Below are 16,647 nucleotides of genomic sequence, written 5' to 3' on the forward strand. Positions count from 1 at the left end.
GGATGACCCCGCCGGCCGAGGCCCCCGAACCGGAGAGCGCCAAGGCCGCTTCGACCCCTTGGCGTTCGGTCCTGCGGGTCGCGGCCATCGACCGCGCCAGCCTGAGGCAGGCCGGTCGCCAAGCCCTGCCTTGGCTGGCCTGGCTGCGCCGGCGGACCCGATCTTCCGAACTCTGGGTCATCGCCGTCGCCACGGTGGTCGGTCTCGTGGCCGGCGCCCTGGCGGTGCTGCTGGGCGCGCTGGCCCATGGGACGCAGGTGTGGATCTTCGATTTCGATCCCAACCAGCGTCTGTCGGCGCAGGCCCGGATCGAACCCTGGCGCCTGCTGGCCATCCCGCTGGGCGGACTCGTGCTGGGCCTGTTCACCGCCGCGATCCTGCGCTTTCGACCCAGCCACGCCGTCGACCCGGTCGAGGCCAACGCCTTGCACGGCGGGCGGCTGTCGGTCCGCGACAGCCTGTTCATCTGCATCCAGACGCTGATCTCGAACGGATCGGGGGCGTCGGTTGGGCTAGAGGCGGCCTACGCCCAGGCCGGGGGCGCGACCGCGTCCTGGGTCGGACAACGGCTGAGCCTGCGGCGGGGCGACCTGCGGATCCTGGTCGGGGCGGGCGCCGGTGCGGCGATCGCCGCAGCCTTCGGCGCGCCGCTGACCGGCGCCTTCTACGCGTTCGAGATCGTCATCGGCGCCTACACCGTCGCCAACATCGCGCCCGTGGCCGCCGCCGCCCTGGCGGGCGTGCTGGTCGCCAAGGCCCTCGGCTCGACCCCCTACCTGATCAAGACCTCGGTCGTCGCCATTTCCTCGCCCGCCGACTACGCGCTTTATGGCCTTCTGGGTCTGCTCGCGGCCGTCTTCGGCGTGATGTTGATGCGCGCCGTGGCGGTCGCCGACCGATGGGCGGCCAAGGCCCCGCTGCCGCGTTGGTCCAAGCCGGCGATCGGCGGCGTCGCCCTGGCGGCCCTGGCGCTGGCGACGCCGCAGACCCTTTCGGGCGGTCACGGCGCCCTGCACCTGGACCTCAACAGCGACCTGCCTCTGAAGGTCCTGCTGGTGCTGATCCTGATGAAGTCGGTGGCCTCGATCGTGTCCCTGAGCGCGGGCTTTCGGGGCGGGCTGTTCTTCGCCGCCCTGTTCCTCGGCGCGCTGACGGGCCAGGCGTTCGCCGAGGTGGTGAACCTGACGGCCGGGGACGGTCGCCTCGACCCGATCGCCGCCTCGCTGGTCGGCATGGGCGCGCTGGGCGTCGCCATCGTCGGCGGTCCCTTCACCATGTCGTTCCTGGTGCTGGAGGCGACGGGCGACTTCACCGTCACCGGCGCGACCCTGGCCGCCTCGCTGATCGCCAGCGCCGTCGTGCGCGAGACGTTTGGCTACTCGTTCTCGACCTGGCGCCTGCACCTTCGGGGCGAGACCATCCGCAGCGCTCACGACGTCAGCTGGATGCGGAACCTCACCGCCGGCAAGATGATGCGCCGCGACGTGAAGACGATCCCCTCGGCCACCACCCTGGCCGAGTTCCGCCGCCGTTTTCCGCTCGGCTCGACCAAGCGCGCAGTGCTGACCGATGAGACCGGACGCTACGCCGGTATCGTCGCCACGGCGGCCGTCTACGCCGAGCCGGCTGAACGCGAAGCGACCGTCGCGTCTCTGGCCGCCCATACCCGTGTCGCCCTGGCGCCGGAGCTGTCCATCAAGGCGATCATGACCGCTTTCGACGAAACCGGCGCCGACGAACTGGCCGTCGTCGACGAGGGCGGCGAGGTGATCGGCCTGATCACCGAAGCCCACGTGACGCGGCGCTACGCGGAAGAGCTGGAAAAGGCGCGGCGGGAGTTGACGGGAGATACGGGGTAGGGGGCTTCTGAAGACTCGGACGGGACATCTAACTGGACCGACCTCCCCGGCGAATGCCGGGGCCCAGATCCATCCGGAGCGGCTGGGGTTGGTGCGACATCGCGCGGCGTTCAGTGACTGGCGTCAGTGGGTTCGATCTGGATCCCGGCGTTCGCCGGGAAGGTCGGGCTTTCGGATGGAGCTGGAGTCTTGGCGCGCCGTTTGACTGACCTCGGCTAGACTCGCTTTTCAATGTCCCATGATTGTATGGTTTTCATGGGCTCCATCTCTGGGTGTTTGAAAGCGAGTGGCATAGAAATGCTTCCACCTCACAATGACGCCTCGCGTTTCATCAGCTTGGCCGGGCTCGCCATTCTCGTCGTGTTCATCGGTGTCTTGCTGTGGCAGACGCTCCGTGGCGACGACATCACGGTCGGGGTGAGACCGGGTGGGCGCTTGCCTGTTGTTTCAAGCGCTTCTGGGAACTGACAGCCCTCGGCGAGCTCCCAACCTCCGCCCCTCACCCCAGCGGCATGAACGCGTCGGCCTTGTCCAGCGAGGCCAGCGGCGCGTCGATGGCGCACCGCAGGCCGTCGGCACGATAGTCGACGGAGACGGTTGCGGAGAGCTCGCCCGGTAGCGCGGCTTCGACGATCCGCGAGCCGAAGCCACGGCGTTCCGGGGGGCGCACGGAGGGGCCCCCGCTCTCGCGCCATTCGATATGCAGGCGGTCCTCGGGTTCGACCGTCCAGGTGACGTCCACATGGCCGGAGGGGGCGGACAGCGCGCCGTACTTCAGGGCGTTGATCGCCAATTCGTGGAAGGCCAGGGCCATGACGACGGCGGGCTTGGGCGAAACCTTCAGGTCAGGACCCTTCACAGTCAGTTGGGACGGGTTCGAGCGGTAAGGCGTCACCGCACCATCGACGATCTGGCGCAGACTCGCGGCGGACCAGTTCTGGTCCGTCAGCACGTTGTGCGTGGCGGCGATGGCCATCAGCCGTCCTTCGAGCGCGTCACGCACGGAAGACTCGACCCCGGCGTTGCGCAGCGACTGGTTAGCGATCGACTGGACGGTGGCCAGGGTGTTCTTGACCCGGTGGTTCAGCTCGTTGACCAGCAATTGGCGATGGTCTTCGGCCAGGCGCTCGCCGGTCACGTCGCGCGAGGTCGCCAAAACGCGGATGACCCGTCCGCCATCGAGGATCGGCGACACGGTGGTGTCCCACCAGCGCGGCGCGCCCTTGGCTGTCGGGCAAAACGCCCGGAAGGCGACGGCGTGGCCGGCCATGGCCGCGCGCAGCGCCTGTTCGACCGCCGCCCGGCTCTCGGGCGGCCACATGTCGGGCCAATACTGATGTCGATTACGGCCCTCGAAATCCTCGATCTCCAGAAGCAACTTGCCCTGGGTGTTCATGTATTCGAGGTGGCCGTCGGCGCTGATGACGCGGATGCAGTCCTGACTAGCCTCGACGACGCTGAGGAAATAGGCCCCAGCGCCCTCCAGAACAGCCTTGTCGGATGCGTCGTCTGCCACGCCACGTCCCTGCCCGATACGGGCAATGATCACGTCAAGCGCGAAGAATACAAGCGTCGGTTTTGAGCCCTGGCGCTTTTCGGCTCGGCTCGGCTCGGACCGGCCGAGACGCCGTGTTCAGTCGAAGAGTTCGGCCAGTTCGTTCAACAAGCTCTCTCGCCAAGTCTCCAGATTGGCGACGCTGCGCGCGCGATCTAGAATGTCACGCGCTTTTTCAACGTCCTCGGCGTCGGCCTCGTCGACGGTTTCCAGCGCCTGCAGCGCTTCGTGCGCGGCCTCATAGCCGCCCGAGGCGACCAGTTCGACCAGCAAGGCGACATGGTCCGAACAGTCGAGGAAACCTAGCGCGTGGATCAGCGGCCCGCGCTTGTCGGCCAGGTCAGGGCGCTGGATCAGTCGCACCAGCAGCGCTTCAAGGCCGGGCGTTCCCGCTTGCGCCAGCCGCAGGGCGAGGGCGTTGCGCTGGTCGGTATCGGCGGTGGTTTCCAGGAGGCGGATGTCGTCGGAGGCGGCCATGGCTTCCTCATCACGCGCTTTTCGCCGCATGTCCACGGGGTTAGACCGGTCCGGCAAGGTTTGATTAACCCTCCGACCCGACTCTCCGCCCATGGCCTCCAACGCGACACATGCTTTCGCCCGCACCGACCGCACCGCGCTCGGCCTGTGGTGGTGGACGACGGATCGCTGGCTGCTGGGCGCGACCGCGATTTTGGTGACCTTGGGCGTGCTGCTGTCTTTCGCCTCCAGTCCGGCGGCGGCCCAGCGGATCGGTATCGACAACCAATTCCATTTCGCCCAGCGCATGTGCCTCTTCGCCAGCGCTTCGACGGTGCTGATGCTTGGGGTGTCTATGCTGTCGCCCAAGGGCATCCGGCGCGCGGCGTTTTTCATCTATCTCGGGGCGATCGCAGTGATGATCGCCCTGCCGTTCATCGGCCACAACGCCAAGGGCGCCACGCGCTGGCTACAGTTCGGCGGCTTCACTCTGCAGCCGTCGGAATTCATGAAGCCGGCCCTGATCGTGCTGATCTCATGGATGTTCGCCGAGGGCCAGAAGGGCGAGGGGGTGCCGGGCGTATCGATCGCCTTCCTACTGTATTTCATCGCCGTGGCGCTGCTGCTGATCCAGCCCGACGTCGGTCAGACGGTGTTGATCACCATCGCCTTCGGCGCGGCCTTCTGGATGGCGGGCGTGCCGATCAGCTGGATCATGGGGCTGGGCGTTGTGGCCGTAGGCGGGCTGATCTCGACCTACTTCCTTTTCGACCATGTCCATGCCCGGGTGCAGAAGTTCCTCAGTCCCGACCAGGCCGACACTCACCAAATCACGCGCGCCGCCGAGGCCATCCGCGCCGGCGGCCTGTTCGGGCGGGGGCCGGGCGAGGGGGTGATGAAGCGTCACGTGCCCGACCTGCAGACCGACTTCATCTATTCGGTAGCGGCCGAGGAATACGGCCTGATCTTCTCGTGGTGCCTGATCAGCCTGTTCGCCTTCGTCGTCGTGCGCGGGCTCTACAAGGCGATGAAGCTGAACGACCCGTTCGAACAGGTCGCGGCGGCCGGATTGTTCGTCCTTGTGGGTCAACAGGCGCTGATCAATATCGCGGTGAACTTGAACATGATCCCAACCAAGGGCATGACGCTCCCGTTCATCAGTTACGGGGGCTCTTCGATGCTCGCGATGGGTTTGACGCTGGGCATGGCCCTGGCCTTGGTGCGCAAGCGCCCCGGCGCCTATGGCGCGAGCGGCGAGTTCGGCTTCGGCCGCGCTGACGCCTGATGAGCAAGCTGGCCGTTGTCGCCGCCGGGGGAACCGGCGGCCATATGTTCCCCGCCCAGGCCCTGGCCGAGGCGCTGGCCACGCGGGGCTGGCGCGTGGCGCTGGCCACCGATGATCGCGGCGCGCTGTACGCCGACAAGTTCCCGGCGCAGGAGCGGCTGGCCCTGTCGGCCGCCACGGCCAAGTCGAACGATCCGCTGGGCATGCTCAAGGCCGGTGTCGTGGTGATGCAGGGCGTGATGCAGGCGCGCGCGGCGTTCAAGCGTCTCGACCCGGCCGTTGTGGTCGGCTTTGGCGGCTATCCGGCGCTGCCGGCGCTGCTGGGCGCGCTGTCGCAAGGTCGTCCCACCGTCATCCACGAACAGAACGCCGTTCTGGGCCGCGTGAACCGTTTCCTCGCCCCGCGCGTCAACGAAGTGGCCTGCGCCTTCCCGACGCTGGAAAAGGCCACGCCGGCGGTGAAGGCCCGCGCGCATGTGGTCGGCAATCCCGTTCGCCCGCCCGTGCGGGATCTGTTCGACGTGCCCTATCTGGCGCCCGAGGTGCAGTTGCGCCTCCTGGTCACCGGCGGCAGCCAGGGCGCGCGCCTGCTCTCCGAGCTGATCCCCGAGGCGGTGGCCAAGCTGCCCGAAGAGATGCGCGGGCGCCTGAAGGTGTTCCAACAGGCCCGCGCCGAGAGCATGGAGCAGGCCCGCAAGGTCTATCGCAACGCCATGGTCGACTGCGAGGTCGCGCCGTTCTTCCGCGACATGGCCGGCTATCTGCGCCAATCCCACCTGGTCATCGGCCGCTCTGGCGCCTCGACCTGCACCGAGCTGGCGGTGGCCGGCCGCCCCTCGATCCTGGTGCCGCTGAAGATCGCCGCCGACGACCACCAGCGCTTCAACGCCAAGCTGCTGGAAGAGGCCGGCGGGGCGGCCGTGTGCCTGGAGGACGAGCTGACCGTCGACGTGATGGCCGCCGCGCTGAAGGCGCTGCTGTCCAAGCCCGAACGCCTGGAAAAGATGGCGGCCGGCGCGCGGTCCGTGGCCAAGCCAAACGCGGCGGAAGAGCTGGCGGATCTGGTGGAGAAGACGGCGCGCCTCTGACTTGAGCCTGCGCAAAGCTGTCACCCACGTAGCAGCTTAAGGCGAACGCGCGGCGGCGAGGACTGCCTGCGCAAATGAGGTTCGCCCATGTTTAGGACTTTGATGATCGTCGGCGCCATCGCGGGCGTCGCCCATGCCGCCTCGGCCTCCGCTGCGGAGCTCACGGTCAAGATGCGCAACCAGGGCGCTGAGGGGCCGATGGTGTTCGAACCCTCTTCGGCCAAGCTCAAGCCCGGCGATACCATCCGCTTCGTCCCCACGGACGCGGGCCACAACGTCGAGACCATTCCGGGCCTCGCGCCGGCCGGCGTCCCGCCTGTCAAAGGCGTGATGGGCAAGGAGGTCGTTGTGAAAGTGGCCAAGCCGGGCGTCTACGGCTTCAAGTGTCTGCCGCACTGGGGCATGGGCATGGTCTTCGTCGCCAAGGTGGGCGACGCAAAGCTCGATCCTGCGGCCTCGAGCGCCGTTCTCGCCTCGGCGCCGCCGTTGACCAAACGTCGCCTGACGGCGGCTTTCAACGCGATCAGGTAGACCGCGCGGGGCGTTACGGTTCTGCGCCTGTTTCGATCAGCGGGCGGCCGATCCGCACGGCTTCCTCGATGCTGCTCGCCACCGGGACCTTGGTGAAGGGCTTCCACCCGTCGCAGACGACCTTGGCCACCCCTTCTTCGGCGCTTCCCGCCGGCAGGGGCTGGGCCGGACGGAGCGCGCCGGTCACGGGACCCTCGCGGCCGCCCGCCCGCACGCTGCCAAAGCCCGCATGGGCGATGGTGCGGGCGTCGCAGTCGATGACCTCGTGCCGCCAGCCGCCCCAGAACTCTTCGGCGCCGGCCTTGAAGCCGCCTTCGGTGACCTGCAGCACGCGCAGTTTGGCGGTCCGACCCGTCCACTGGACGCCGCCCATGTCGACGAACATCGCAAAGCGGCCGACATCGGCCAGGCGCAGCTCAAGCGGGGGCGGAAGCGTCGTCGGGGAGGCGGTTTGGGCGAGCACCGGGCTTGTCCACACAACCAGCGCCAACAGGGCGTTTCGCGCCGCGCGCAAATGGTCTAATCGGCTTTTCATGATCCAGCGTCGACGCCCCGTACCCTTCGAACTCGGCCCCGTGCACTTCATCGGCATCGGCGGCATTGGCATGTCCGGCATCGCCGAGATCATGCTGCGTATCGGCTACACCGTTCAGGGCAGCGACGCCAAGGCCAGCGCCAACACCGAGCGCCTGGAAAAGCTGGGCGCGCGCATCTTCATCGGCCATGACGCCGCCCACGTCGAGGGCGCGTCGGCCATCGTCTATTCGACCGCCGTGAAGGCCGATAACCCCGAAATGGTCGCCGGCCGCGACAAGCGCCTGCCGCTGGTCCGCCGCGCCGAAATGCTGGCCGAGTTGATGCGCCTGCAGTTCTCGATCGCGGTGGGCGGCACGCACGGCAAGACCACGACCACGTCGATGGTCGCCACGCTGCTGGACGCCGGCGGGCTTGATCCGACCGTCGTCAACGGCGGCATCATCAACGCCTATGGCACCAACGCCAAGGTCGGCGAGGGCGACTGGATCGTCGTAGAGGCCGACGAAAGCGACGGCTCGTTCCTGAAGCTGAAGTCGACCGTGGCCATCGTCACCAATATCGACGCCGAGCACCTGGACCACTGGGGCGACTTCGACGCGGTGAAGAAGGGCTTCCAGGACTTCATCCAGAACATCCCGTTCTACGGCTTCGCCGCCGTCTGCACCGACCACCCCGAAGTGCAGGCCCTGACCGCGCGGATCGAGAACCGCCGCCTGGTGACCTACGGGACCAATCCGCAGGCCGAGGTGCGGGTTTCCAACATCGAGATGGGCCCGGACGGCGCCAAGTTCGACATCGTGGTCTCGCCGCGCGACGGCGAGGTCGTCCGCTATGACGGGCTGAAGATGCCGATGGCCGGCCACCACAACGTGCTGAACGCCGCGGCCGCCGTCGCCGTAGCGCGCGAGCTGGGCGTCGACGTCGCCTCGATCGCCAAGGGCCTGGCGGGCTTTGGTGGGGTCAAGCGCCGCTTCACCACGACCGGCGTCGCGAACGGGATCCGCGTGGTCGACGACTACGGCCACCACCCGGTCGAGATCGCCGCCGTGCTGAAGGCCGCCCGCGCCGTGTCGACGGGCAAGGTGATCGCCGTGGTCCAGCCGCACCGGTACACCCGCCTGCGTGACCTGATGACCGAGTTCTCCAGCTGCTTCAACGACGCCGACACGGTGGTCGTGGCCGACGTCTACACGGCCGGCGAGCAGCCGATCGAGGGCGTCAACCGTGACGCCCTCGTCGAAGGGCTCAAAAAGTTCGGCCACCGCCGGGCCCTGCCGCTGGAAAGCCCGACGGCCCTGCCGCGCCTGATCGCCGCCGAGGCGACCAGCGGCGACCTCGTCGTGCTGCTGGGCGCCGGCGACATCACCACGTGGGCCTATGCGCTGCCGGGGCAGCTTGAGGCCCTATCGCAGTGAGCTGGAAGACCCAACTCCCGACCGTCCGCGGCAAGCTGCTGATCGACGAGGCTCTGGCGCCGTTCACCTGGTTCCGGGTCGGCGGTCCGGCCGACGTCGTGTTCCTGCCGGCTGATGAGCAGGACCTGTCGGACTTCCTCAAGGCGCTGGATCCGACCGTGCCGGTCATGGCGATCGGCGTTGGGTCGAACCTCCTGGTCCGCGACGGCGGCGTCGAGGGCGTGGTGATCCGCCTGGGCAAGGGCTTCAACACGGTCGAGCCGCTGGGCGACAACCGCATCAAGGCCGGCTCGGCTGTCCCTGACGCCATCCTGGCCCGCAAGGCGGCGGAAGCGGGCGTCGCGGGGCTGGAATTCTATGTCGGCGTGCCCGGCACGATCGGCGGCGCGGTGATCATGAACGCCGGCTGCTACGGGTCCGAGACCGTCAATGTGGTCAAGTCGGTGCGCGTGATGGATCGCGCCGGAGTCGTCCGCGAACTGAGCGTCGAGGACCTGCACTACACCTATCGCCATAGCGTCCTGCAGGACGGCGAGCCGGTGATCGTGCTGGACGCGATCTTCGAAGGAACACCGGACGAGCCGGAGGCGATCAAGGCCCGCATGGCCGAGATCACCGCGCGCCGCGAAACCACCCAGCCCATCCGTGAGAAGACCGGTGGCTCGACCTTCAAGAACCCGCCGGGCCACTCGTCGTGGAAGCTGGTCGACGAGGCCGGCTGGCGGGGCAAGGCTTTTTCGGCGAGCGGCAAGGGCGGCGGTGCAATGTTCAGCCCGTTGCACAGCAACTTCCTGATCAACACCGGCGAGGCGACGGCCGCCGACCTGGAGGGGTTGGGTGAGGCGGTCCGCGCCGACGTCAAGGCCAAGACCGGCGTCCAGCTGGACTGGGAAATCAAGCGCATCGGCCGGGCGGGGTAGGGCGGCCAACGCCGCTGGCCCCCACCTGACCACGCTCCGCGTGGTCGTCCGCCCCCAAAGGGGGCAGAAGGAAACGCGGGCCTTCTTCCCCCTTTGGGGGAGGAGCGCGTCAGCGCGGAGGGGGTGAGTAAGAGGATTGCAGCCTCCATCCCATTGCTGACTCCCCGCGGCGCGAACCGGTGTTATGACTCCCGCGCCTCTGGGGAGAATCCGTGCTCATGTTCCGTCGACTATTGATCGCTTCCGCCGCCGTCGCTCTGCTCTCGGGTGGCGCTCAAGCGCAAACTGTTGCGCAGAAGCAGGGCATCAAGGACTACTTCGCGGCCGAGGCCGTAGGCCCGATCGCAACCGCCGAGGCGCTGCGCGACAAGGCGCTGCGCGACTATCTGGCCTGGGACATCACCGAGGATCTCACCACCAATATCGGCCCGCGCCTGGTGGGCTCGCCGGCCATGGCCAAGGCCAAGGACTGGGGCGTGGCCAAGTTCAAGGCGCTGGGTTTCACCAACATCAAGGTCGAGGAGTTCGCCAAGCCGTCTTGGACGCGCGGCGAGGAGAGCGCCGAGCTGGTCGCGCCCTACGCCATGAAGCTGGGCGCGGTGGGCTTGGGCCGCACCGTCTCGACGCCGGCCGGGGGGATCGAGGCCGAGGTCGCGCTGTTCAAGACCTTCGCCGACATGATGGCCGCGCCCGAAGGCGCGCTGAAGGGCAAGATCGTGGTCATCACCCAGCCGATGGTCCGCACCCAGGACGGCGCCGGCTATGGCGTGGCGGGGATCTCGCGCCGGGTGGGCCCGGTCGAGGCGGCTAAGCGCGGCGCGGTCGCCATGCTGATCCGCTCGATCTCGACCTCCGACTCCACTGTCCCGCACACCGGCGGCACCGCCAGCGGCGAAGGCGTGGTGACGATCCCGGCCGCCGCCATCGGCGTCCCCGAAGCCGAGCAGCTGGAGCGCCTGGCCGCCCGCAAGGTCCCGATGCGGGTCAAGCTGAAGCTGGAGTCGAGCGTCAATCCCAACAACGTGGCCTGGAACATCTCGGGCGACATCAAGGGCTCGGAAAAGCCGGACGAGGTCATCGTCATCGGTGGCCACCTGGATAGCTGGGACGTCGGCACCGGCGCGCTGGACGACGCCACGGGCATCGCCATCACCACGGCGGCCGCCAAGCTGATCGGCGACCTGCCCAAGCGCCCCAAGCGCACCATTCGCGTCGTGATGTGGGGCTCCGAGGAGAGCGGCGGGTCGTCGGAGGCCTATCTGGCCGCGCACAAGGACGAGCTCAACAAGATGGTGCTGGCCGGCGAGAGCGACTCCGGCGCGGACCGCATCTACAGCCTGCAGGTTCCGGCGGGGTCGCTGGAGCATCCTGTCGTCAAGGCCGCCGCCAGCGTGCTGGCCCCGCTGAAGATCTATGTCGACCGCGCCCCAGCGGCCGGCGCGGGCGCCGATGTCAGCGGGATCGAACGGGCGGGCGTGCCGGTCATCAAACTGAACCAGGACGCCAGCCGCTACTTCGATTACCACCACACCATGGACGACACGCTGGACAAGGTTCGCCCCGCCGAACTGGCCCAGAACGTCGCCGCGTGGGCTTCGTTGGTCTATCTGGTGGCCGACAGCGACGTGGATTTCCGTGCGCTGAAGCCGGCGGCTCCGACCCCGACCGCGAAGTAGGCTTCGGCTACAATACAGTGTCATCCCGGACGGCCCGCAGGCCCGATCCGGGACCCTGGGGCCAAGCGCGATGCAGCGGCCCCTGGGTCCCGGCTCTTCCCCCGGCTTTCGCCGGGGTGCGGCCGGGATGACGCGGCTTTGTTCAGCGTCTTGCTGTTGGCAGGCGCGCGCGGGCTGACTAGGAGTGGCTGAACGTCGCAGCCCTCCTGAAGAGTCTCCCGCCAAATGACCCAGCAGCCCCTGTCCGGCCGCCATATCGCCGTCCTGCTCGGCGGCCCCTCGTCGGAACGCAAGGTCAGTCTGGTGTCGGGCGCCGAATGCGCAGACGCACTGGAGCGGCTGGGGGCCAGGGTCACGCGGATCGACCCCGGTCCGGATGTGGCCCAGGTGCTGACGGCGACCAAGCCGGACATGGTCTTCAACGCCCTGCACGGCGAATGGGGCGAGGATGGTTGCGTCCAGGGCGTGCTGGAAACGCTGAAGCTGCCCTACACCCACTCGGGCGTGTTGGCCTCGGCCCTGGCGATGGACAAGGCCAAGGCCAAGGCCGTGCTGGCGGCCGCTGGCGTGGTCGTGCCGGGCGGCGGTCTCTTCAACCGCCATGATGTCGCACGCGACCATGTGTTGCAGCCCCCCTACGTGGTGAAGCCGAACGCCGAGGGCTCTTCGGTGGGTGTGTTCATCATCAAGGAAGGGGCCAACCGGCCGCCCGAGGAAGTGGGGGCACCGTCCTGGACCTTTGGCGAAGAGGTGATGGTCGAGCCCTACATCCAGGGGATGGAACTGGCCGTCGCCGTCCTGGGTGAGTCAAATGGCCCCAGGGCCCTGGCGGTGACCGATATCCGTGCATCCACAGGTTTTTATGACTACGAGGCCAAGTACTCCGAGGGCGGCTCAATCCACGTCCTGCCGGCCCCAATCCCCAACGCTGTAAGGGATCGCGCGATGCGGATGGCCGAGCTGGCGCATACCGCTCTTGGTTGCCGAGGGGTAACCCGGTCTGACTTCCGTTATGACGACATTAACGACCTTCTGGTCCTTCTAGAGGTCAACACGCAGCCCGGCATGACGCCGACCTCGCTCGCCCCCGAGCAGGCCGACCACGTCGGGATCCCGTTTGACCAGTTAGTTTTGTGGATCGTGGAGGACGCTTATGCCCGCTGTAGTGCGGGGGGGACCGCCTAAGCCTAGGCGACCCCGGGCCGAAGCGCCCGCAAGTCCGAGCAAAGGCAAGCCGGCGCCCCGCAAGGCGCAGCCGGCTGCGAAGCTGCACGCCGCGCGGGGCGTGGGCCTGTCGCCCACGGTGGCCCTTAGCGTGGCCGGCGCCGCCTTGGGTCTTGGCCTTGTGGTGATGCTTGCGACCGGCCACCGCGCCGAGCGTCTCGGTGCGACCATGGTGCGCGGCGTCGACAACAGCTTCGCCTCGGCCGGTTTCAAGCTGAAGACCGTCCATATCCGCGGCGCCTCGGCGACCGCGCAAGCTGACATCCTGAAGGCCTCGGGCCTTTATCTCGATCAGCCGACCCTGGGCATGGACCTCGCCGACATTCGCGCGCGCGTGCAGGGCGTGGGCTGGGTCAAGGACGCCAAGGTCGTCCGTATGCTGCCCGATACGGTGCTGATCGCCGTTGAAGAGCGGCCGGCCTTGGCGGTGTGGCAGAACAAGGGCCGGATGAAGGTCATCGACGGGGAAGGCCAGGTGATCACCGAGGCCGACCCCGCGCGCTTCCCGCAACTGCCGCTGGTGGTGGGGCAGGGCGCCGACCAGGCCGCGGGCCTGATCCTGCCGGCCGTGGCGTCGCGTCCGCGTCTGCGCGACCGGCTGGAGGCGATGGTCCGTGTGGACGATCGTCGCTGGGACCTGCGGTTGAAGGACGGCTCGCTGATCCAGCTACCGGCGATCGACGAAGAATCCGCGCTGATTCAATTGGATCAGCTCGACCAACGGCAGCGAATCCTGGACATGGGTTTTGCGCGGATCGATCTGCGCGACCCCGAAATGGTGGCTGTGAGACCTCGCGACGTGGTGCTGCCCGGGCAGCCTGCGGCCGACGGGGCGTAACTGACGTGATGGGCTGAGGTGGCAATAGCAATGTCGCGAATGGAGGATCGGAAACAGGCCCGCGAAGGTCTGAAGGCCACGCTCGTGCGCCAGCCCGCCATCGCGGCCGTCGATCTGGGCGCGTCGAAGGTGACGTGCTTCATCATGAAGGCTGATGGCATTCATCGGGACAACCGCACCCTGACCACAGCCGGCGTCGGCTATGTGCAGTCGCGCGGCGTGCGCGGCGGCGCGATCGTCAATCTGGATGAGGCCGCCCAAGCCATCGCTCAGGCCGTCGAACGCGCCGAGACTGTCGCCGGCGTCAGCGTTCAGGGCGTCAGCGTCTGCACCGCCGGCGGCCAGCTGGCCAGCCACCGCGTTCACACCCAGGTGTCGCTGGGCGCGCGTCCGATCGGCGACGGCGACCTGTCGCGCGCCATCGCTTCGGCCCTGGCCCAGGTCCGCATTCCCGGCCGCAAACCGATCCACCTGCTTCCCATCGCCTGGTCCGTCGACGGCCAGCGCGGTATCCGCGACCCGCGCGCCATGTTCGGCCGCGCTCTGGGTCTTGAGCTGCTGGTGGTCTCGGTCAACGAGAACATCTTCCACACGTTGGCCCACTGCGTGGAGCGGGCGCACCTGTCGTTCGAAGGCATCGTCGCCGCGCCGTTCGCCTCGGCCCTGGCGGCCCTGGAAGAGGACGAGATGGACCTCGGCGCCGTCTGCATCGACATGGGCGGCGGCTCGACCTCCGTGGCCGTGTTCAACAACGGCGCGCTCTGCCACGTCGACAGCCTCGCTGTCGGCGGCGGGCACGTCACCCAGGACATCGCGCGCGGCCTTCAGACCTCGGTCGTCGGCGCCGAGCGCATCAAGACCCTGCACGGCAGCGCCATCGCCTCGGCCAACGAGGATCGCGAGATGATCGAGGCGCCGCCGCGCGGCGACGATCCTGGCGCGGGTCCGGTGATCGCCCCGCGCAGCCTGCTCAAGGGCATCATCCAGCCGCGTGTCGAGGAGACCCTGGAACTGCTGCGCGAACGCCTGAAGGCTTCGGGTGCGCCGGTCGAGCCGGGCGCGGGGATCGTGCTGACGGGCGGCGCCAGCCAGCTGGCCGGCGTGCGCGAAGTGGCGGTGCGCGTCTTCGACCGTCCGGTTCGCCTGGGCCGTCCACGTAGGGTTCCTCATTTGGCCGACGCCGCCTCGGGGCCGGCCTTCTGCGCCGCCGCAGGGGTTCTGCACCGCACGGCCTTTGGCCCGCGCGAAGCCGTTTCCTCCAAGGCCCTGGCCGGCGGCGTGGCGCGCAAGCGGCCAATCGATCCGAACGCCAGTCCCGTCGCCAAGGCCGCCGCCTGGCTGCGCGACAATCTCTAGGCCGCGACAAAAGCGCGCGAAGTCTTAAAGCGTGAGTAACACTACAGTTTAACTTTCGGGGCCCGGTCGAGCGTCTTGACCGGGCCTTCTGCTGCGTGGAAGTGGCGGTAGACGGAGGTTTTGAGCCTCAGCGGCGTTCGGTCGCACGCGCCTGTGGATCCCGTTAGAACCTTTGGTTCATTGAGGGATTCTGTTGATAGACCACAATTTATCCAACGGCCCCGCTCGACCGGGCCACGACTCAGATTATGCAGTTAACCGCCGATTAACGATGGTGGTTGTTCTGTTAACACGATCGTCGAGGCATCCCCGGCGATTAGGTGTCGCCGAGGTCTAATTTGACGATTTCGGCGTAAGGACGCGAGGGTCCCATGGCTATTTCTCTTTCCGCGCCGCGTACGACCGAGCTGAAGCCGCGCATCGTGGTTTTCGGCGTTGGCGGCGCTGGCGGCAACGCCGTGAACAACATGATCGAGGCGGGCCTCGAGGGTGTGGAGTTCGTGGTGGCCAATACTGACGCTCAGCAGCTTCAGTTCGCCAAGACGGACCGTCGCATCCAGCTGGGTGTTCAGATCACCCAGGGCCTGGGCGCCGGCGCGCACCCTGAAGTGGGCATGAGCGCGGCCGAAGAGAGCTTCCCGGAGATCGGCGAGCACCTCGACGGCGCTCACATGGTTTTCATCACCGCCGGCATGGGCGGCGGCACCGGCACCGGCGCGGCGCCGATCATCGCCAAGTGCGCCCGTGAACGCGGCATCCTGACCGTCGGCGTCGTGACCAAGCCCTTCCACTTCGAAGGCCGTCACCGTATGCGTCTGGCCGATAGCGGCATCCAGGAGCTGCAGCGCTACGTCGACACCCTGATCGTCATTCCGAACCAGAACCTGTTCCGCGTCGCCAACGAGCGCACGACCTTCGCCGAGGCCTTCGGCATGGCCGACCAGGTGCTGCACTCGGGCGTGCGTTCGATCACCGACCTGATGGTGCTGCCGGGCCTGATCAACCTCGACTTCGCCGACGTACGCACGGTCATGACCGAGATGGGCAAGGCGATGATGGGCACGGGCGAAGGCACGGGCGAAGACCGCGCCCTGATGGCCGCTCAGAACGCCATCGCCAACCCGCTGCTGGACGAAGTCTCGCTGAAGGGCGCCAAGGCCGTGCTGGTCAATGTGACCGGCGGCATGGACATGACCCTGCTGGAAGTCGACGAGGCCGCCAACGCGATTTCGGATCAGGTCGATCCGGAAGCCAACATCATCTTCGGCGCGGCCTTCGATCCGTCGCTGGAAGGCGTGATCCGCGTGTCGGTGGTGGCCACCGGCATGGACGGCGCTTCGATCGCCCAGATCGAGCCCAAGCCTGTGTCGCGCAACACCTCGGCGGCTCCGTTGATCGCCGAAACCACGCGTCCGGCGCCGCAGCCGGAGCCGGCCCGTCCGACCGCACGCTATGAAGCCGCGCGTCCTGCCGAACGTCCGGTCGCCTTCGCCCCGGAGCCCGCTCCGGAGCCGGAGATCGTGATGTCGGCGCCTCAGGCCGAGCCGGAGGCCGAACTCTATTACGACGAGCCGACCGTAGCTGAAGAACCGCGTATTTCCGCGGCTCCGGCCCGGCCGGTGACCCGCATCGTCGACCCGCTGGTCGATGAAGCCGGTGACGAGCCGCTGTTCCCGGAGAGCAACTACTACGAGGAGCGTCGTCCGCAGAAGCAGGGCGGGTTCTTCTCGATGTTCGGCGGCGGTCGCCAGCGGTACGAGCAACAGGCCTCCGCGCCGCAGCCGCAATCGCGTTCGGCCCAGAGCGCGCGTCCGCAGATGCAGCCGATCGAGACGCCCCAGGCCGACGACGCCGAGGACCTTGAGATCCCGTCGTTCCTGCGCCGCCTGGCGAACTGAAAGACCCCC

At 67.9% G+C, this 16,647-nt stretch carries 15 protein-coding genes and 1 pseudogene; 13 read left to right on the forward strand and 3 right to left on the reverse strand.

The genetic code is table 11. The features are described from left to right. Positions 1 to 2 precede the first annotated feature (2 nt). Positions 3 to 1,859 carry a chloride channel protein gene (locus tag CSW63_RS07915; RefSeq protein ID WP_062093713.1) on the forward strand — a complete coding sequence of 619 codons (1,857 nt, stop codon included), beginning with the start codon at positions 3 to 5 and terminating at the stop codon, positions 1,857 to 1,859. 499 nt (positions 1,860 to 2,358) lie between these two features. On the opposite strand, the gene CSW63_RS07920 is transcribed toward CSW63_RS07915, so the two are convergent. Beyond that, positions 2,359 to 3,375 carry a sensor histidine kinase gene (locus CSW63_RS07920; RefSeq protein WP_062093714.1) on the reverse strand — a complete coding sequence of 339 codons (1,017 nt, stop codon included), beginning with the start codon at positions 3,373 to 3,375 and terminating at the stop codon, positions 2,359 to 2,361. Between the two features lie 117 nt (positions 3,376 to 3,492). Next, positions 3,493 to 3,891 carry a hypothetical protein gene (locus CSW63_RS07925; protein WP_062093715.1) on the reverse strand — a complete coding sequence of 133 codons (399 nt, stop codon included), beginning with the start codon at positions 3,889 to 3,891 and terminating at the stop codon, positions 3,493 to 3,495. A gap of 91 nt (positions 3,892 to 3,982) precedes the next feature. Between CSW63_RS07925 and ftsW the strand changes: the two genes are divergently transcribed. The 3 genes from ftsW to CSW63_RS07940 all read left to right on the forward strand — a co-directional run bounded on the left by ftsW (position 3,983) and on the right by CSW63_RS07940 (position 6,774). After that, positions 3,983 to 5,155 carry a putative lipid II flippase FtsW gene (ftsW, locus tag CSW63_RS07930; RefSeq protein ID WP_062093716.1) on the forward strand — a complete coding sequence of 391 codons (1,173 nt, stop codon included), beginning with the start codon at positions 3,983 to 3,985 and terminating at the stop codon, positions 5,153 to 5,155. After that, a complete protein-coding gene (gene murG / locus CSW63_RS07935) occupies positions 5,155 to 6,243 on the forward strand; it encodes an undecaprenyldiphospho-muramoylpentapeptide beta-N-acetylglucosaminyltransferase (protein ID WP_062093717.1) in 1,089 nt (362 codons plus the stop codon). Before ftsW ends, murG begins: the two co-directional genes overlap by 1 nt. A gap of 87 nt (positions 6,244 to 6,330) precedes the next feature. Then, on the forward strand, positions 6,331 to 6,774 hold the full coding sequence (locus tag CSW63_RS07940; RefSeq protein ID WP_062093718.1) for a pseudoazurin: 444 nt from the start codon (positions 6,331 to 6,333) through the stop codon (positions 6,772 to 6,774). 13 nt (positions 6,775 to 6,787) lie between these two features. Here CSW63_RS07940 and CSW63_RS07945 read toward each other — a convergent pair whose 3' ends face one another. Further along, the gene (locus CSW63_RS07945) at positions 6,788 to 7,309 is read right to left on the reverse strand and encodes a hypothetical protein (RefSeq protein WP_062093719.1); all 522 of its coding nucleotides are present in this window, start codon (positions 7,307 to 7,309) and stop codon (positions 6,788 to 6,790) included. On the opposite strand from CSW63_RS07945, the gene murC reads away from it, so the two are divergent. The 9 genes and pseudogenes from murC (at position 7,308) to ftsZ (ending at position 16,638) form a co-directional block, all read left to right on the forward strand. After that, on the forward strand, positions 7,308 to 8,726 hold the full coding sequence (gene murC, locus CSW63_RS07950) for a UDP-N-acetylmuramate--L-alanine ligase (RefSeq protein WP_062093720.1): 1,419 nt from the start codon (positions 7,308 to 7,310) through the stop codon (positions 8,724 to 8,726). The two genes, CSW63_RS07945 and murC, sit on opposite strands and share 2 nt — an antisense overlap. Continuing rightward, positions 8,723 to 9,646, forward strand: coding sequence for a UDP-N-acetylmuramate dehydrogenase (gene murB / locus CSW63_RS07955; protein WP_062093721.1), 924 nt, complete (start codon positions 8,723 to 8,725; stop codon positions 9,644 to 9,646). The genes murC and murB overlap by 4 nt, the downstream gene beginning before the upstream one ends. 218 nt (positions 9,647 to 9,864) lie before the next feature. Beyond that, positions 9,865 to 11,322, forward strand: coding sequence for a M20/M25/M40 family metallo-hydrolase (locus CSW63_RS07960; protein WP_369797825.1), 1,458 nt, complete (start codon positions 9,865 to 9,867; stop codon positions 11,320 to 11,322). A 17-nt stretch (positions 11,323 to 11,339) separates the two neighbouring features. Next, positions 11,340 to 11,458: pseudogene (locus tag CSW63_RS24120) on the forward strand (hypothetical protein); the annotation flags it as partial. 89 nt (positions 11,459 to 11,547) lie between these two features. Further along, on the forward strand, positions 11,548 to 12,507 hold the full coding sequence (locus CSW63_RS07965; RefSeq protein ID WP_062093723.1) for a D-alanine--D-alanine ligase: 960 nt from the start codon (positions 11,548 to 11,550) through the stop codon (positions 12,505 to 12,507). Continuing rightward, positions 12,476 to 13,384, forward strand: coding sequence for a cell division protein FtsQ (gene ftsQ, locus CSW63_RS07970; RefSeq protein WP_062093724.1), 909 nt, complete (start codon positions 12,476 to 12,478; stop codon positions 13,382 to 13,384). Before CSW63_RS07965 ends, ftsQ begins: the two co-directional genes overlap by 32 nt. A 30-nt stretch (positions 13,385 to 13,414) precedes the next feature. Then, positions 13,415 to 14,740, forward strand: coding sequence for a cell division protein FtsA (gene ftsA / locus CSW63_RS07975; RefSeq protein WP_062093725.1), 1,326 nt, complete (start codon positions 13,415 to 13,417; stop codon positions 14,738 to 14,740). A gap of 271 nt (positions 14,741 to 15,011) precedes the next feature. Next, positions 15,012 to 15,077, forward strand: a complete 66-nt coding sequence (locus tag CSW63_RS07980; RefSeq protein WP_024265820.1) for a hypothetical protein — start codon at positions 15,012 to 15,014, stop codon at positions 15,075 to 15,077. Between the two features lie 34 nt (positions 15,078 to 15,111). Continuing rightward, positions 15,112 to 16,638, forward strand: coding sequence for a cell division protein FtsZ (gene ftsZ / locus CSW63_RS07985; RefSeq protein ID WP_062093726.1), 1,527 nt, complete (start codon positions 15,112 to 15,114; stop codon positions 16,636 to 16,638). Positions 16,639 to 16,647: the final 9 nt, after the last annotated feature.

Origin of the sequence: Caulobacter sp. FWC26 (assembly GCF_002742645.2) — a bacterium.
Taxonomy (GTDB): Bacteria; Pseudomonadota; Alphaproteobacteria; order Caulobacterales; family Caulobacteraceae; genus Caulobacter.

Bases quoted from the DNA above. Each gene is read 5' to 3' on its own strand.
- CSW63_RS07915 (WP_062093713.1), top strand. From the start codon at position 3: ATGACCCCGCCGGCCGAGGCCCCCGAACCGGAGAGCGCCAAGGCCGCT.
- CSW63_RS07925 (WP_062093715.1), bottom strand. From the start codon at position 3,891: ATGGCCGCCTCCGACGACATCCGCCTCCTGGAAACCACCGCCGATACC.
- ftsW (WP_062093716.1), top strand. From the start codon at position 3,983: ATGGCCTCCAACGCGACACATGCTTTCGCCCGCACCGACCGCACCGCG.
- murG (WP_062093717.1), top strand. From the start codon at position 5,155: ATGAGCAAGCTGGCCGTTGTCGCCGCCGGGGGAACCGGCGGCCATATG.
- CSW63_RS07940 (WP_062093718.1), top strand. From the start codon at position 6,331: ATGTTTAGGACTTTGATGATCGTCGGCGCCATCGCGGGCGTCGCCCAT.
- murC (WP_062093720.1), top strand. From the start codon at position 7,308: ATGATCCAGCGTCGACGCCCCGTACCCTTCGAACTCGGCCCCGTGCAC.
- CSW63_RS07945 (WP_062093719.1), bottom strand. From the start codon at position 7,309: ATGAAAAGCCGATTAGACCATTTGCGCGCGGCGCGAAACGCCCTGTTG.
- CSW63_RS07960 (WP_369797825.1), top strand. From the start codon at position 9,865: ATGTTCCGTCGACTATTGATCGCTTCCGCCGCCGTCGCTCTGCTCTCG.
- CSW63_RS07965 (WP_062093723.1), top strand. From the start codon at position 11,548: ATGACCCAGCAGCCCCTGTCCGGCCGCCATATCGCCGTCCTGCTCGGC.
- ftsQ (WP_062093724.1), top strand. From the start codon at position 12,476: ATGCCCGCTGTAGTGCGGGGGGGACCGCCTAAGCCTAGGCGACCCCGG.
- ftsA (WP_062093725.1), top strand. From the start codon at position 13,415: ATGTCGCGAATGGAGGATCGGAAACAGGCCCGCGAAGGTCTGAAGGCC.
- ftsZ (WP_062093726.1), top strand. From the start codon at position 15,112: ATGGCTATTTCTCTTTCCGCGCCGCGTACGACCGAGCTGAAGCCGCGC.